This is a genomic window from Synechococcus sp. OH2 (assembly GCF_047462155.1).
Taxonomy (GTDB): domain Bacteria; phylum Cyanobacteriota; class Cyanobacteriia; order Thermostichales; family Thermostichaceae; genus Thermostichus.
Map to the genome: position 1 here is coordinate 62,534 of NZ_JANSIR010000067.1, position 1,852 is coordinate 64,385.

Genomic DNA, 1,852 nt, shown 5'->3' on the forward strand with positions numbered 1-1,852 from the left:
GGCCCCTCCAGGCGCACCGTCACCATCACTCGTCGATTGCCCACCAACAGGGCGTCGGTGTGGTTCTCGTGGGTGCAGTAGCGACTGTAGGTGGCCAGAAAGCTGCTGTGCAGCTTGTCGATGAGCGCCGTGGGGAAGATCTCCGGCAGCACCAGGTAGCCCTCGGTGGAAAACAGGTGAAACGCCTGCTCTACGGTCTCCGGATCCGGCTGCTGTCCTATATGGCTAAAGCGCACCTCGGCTAACATGAACCTTTACCCCTTTTGCAGACTGGCCACTGCCATCAGCATGCCCCGCGCCTTGTTCAAACATTCTTGATATTCCCGCTCTGGATCCGAGTCGGCCACGATGCCCGCCCCGGCTTGGACGCTCACCTGGCCCCGTTGAACCAGCAGGGTGCGGATGGTGATGGCGGTGTTCAGTTGGCCGGAGAAGTCATAGTAGCCGTAGGCACCGGCGTAGGGGCCGCGGCGGCACCCTTCCAGCTCGTGGATAATCTGCATGGCGCGAATTTTGGGGGCGCCGGTAACGGTGCCGGCAGGAAAGGTGGCCCGTAGCAGATCCCAGGCGCTGTGGCGGGGATCCAACTGCCCTACCACGTTGCTGACGATGTGCATCACGTGGCTGTAGCGCTCAATCTGCATCAGGTCGTCCACCTGCACGGATCCCAGGCGGCAGACCCTTCCCAGGTCGTTGCGGGCCAAGTCCACCAGCATGACGTGCTCCGCCCGCTCCTTGGGATCCGCCAAGAGCTCTTGCTCCAACTGGCGGTCTTCGGCAGGGGTGGCGCCGCGGGGGCGGGTGCCTGCGATGGGACGCACGGTGGCGATGCGCTCTTCCCCCACCCGGCTGAGCTTGACCATCACCTCTGGGCTGGAGCCAATCAGGCACAGATCCCCAAACTGCAAAAATGCCATGTAGGGGGAGGGGTTAATCAGCCGCAGGGAGCGGTAGAGGCGAAAGGGATCCCCGTCAAAGCGGCTGGTCAAGCGCTGCGAGAGCACCACCTGAAAGATCTCGCCGGCGCGGATGTAGGCTTTGGCCTGCTCCACCGCCTGGCAGTAGGCGGCGCGGCTGAGGGTGCTGGGGGGAATGGCATCGGGCAGGTGGGGCTTCCAGTCGAGGCTGAAGTGGGATAGCGACAGGGGAGCGCTGAGCTGTTGCAGCAGCGTTTCCACCCGCTGGCAAGCTTGGGCGTAGGCCTGCTCCGCCGGCTGCTGGCGCGTGTCGGCAAAGGCCACCACCCAGATCTTGCGCTTCACCTGGTCGAAGATCAGGATGCTGTCCACCTGCATTAGGATGGCGTCGGGCGGATCCCCTGGCTGCGGGGGATGGATGGGTACCTTGGGCTCAATCCAGCGAATCAGCTCATAGCCCCAGTAGCCGAACAGCCCGCCAATGCTGCTGGGCAACTCCGGCAGGTGCACCGGCTCATAGGGCTGCAGGCAGCGGGCCAAAATGGCAAAGGGATCCCCGTGGTGCTGTTCTCGACGCCCGTCGCGGTGGATTTGCAAGGCCTGATCCCCGCGCACCTCTAGCACCCACAGGGGATCGCAGCCGAGGAAGCTGTAGCGGGCCACCTGCTCCCCTCCCTCCACCGATTCCAACAAAAAGTTGTAGGGCCGCCCGGCACAGACCCGGTACCAGGCAGAGACAGGCGTTTCCAAGTCCGCCACCCATTCCTGGTACACCGGGATGAAATTGCCCTGTTGGCTGAGGGCGAGAAACTCCTTCAGGGAAGGGGAGATCATGGCCTGCACTTCCTGCGGTTTGCCTCTCGACTTTACCCTAAGGCGGGCAACCAATGAACTACCCCACCGCGCAGGCGGGGGGGGGTTCCCCATCCGCTTTA

General features: G+C 63.6%; 1 protein-coding gene and 1 pseudogene. Both read right to left on the reverse strand.

Annotated features, from left to right (window positions below):
• A pseudogene (locus NW835_RS05835) lies at positions 1-248 on the reverse strand (phytanoyl-CoA dioxygenase); the annotation flags it as partial.
• A gap of 6 nt (positions 249-254) precedes the next feature.
• On the reverse strand, positions 255-1,751 hold the full coding sequence (gene trpE / locus NW835_RS05840) for an anthranilate synthase component I (protein WP_414372345.1): 1,497 nt from the start codon (positions 1,749-1,751) through the stop codon (positions 255-257).
• Between the last annotated feature and the right edge of the window lie 101 nt (positions 1,752-1,852).

What these genes read in the sequence shown, in the direction of transcription:
- trpE (WP_414372345.1), bottom strand. Translation starts at nt 1,751, where the DNA reads ATGATCTCCCCTTCCCTGAAGGAGTTTCTCGCCCTCAGCCAACAGGGC.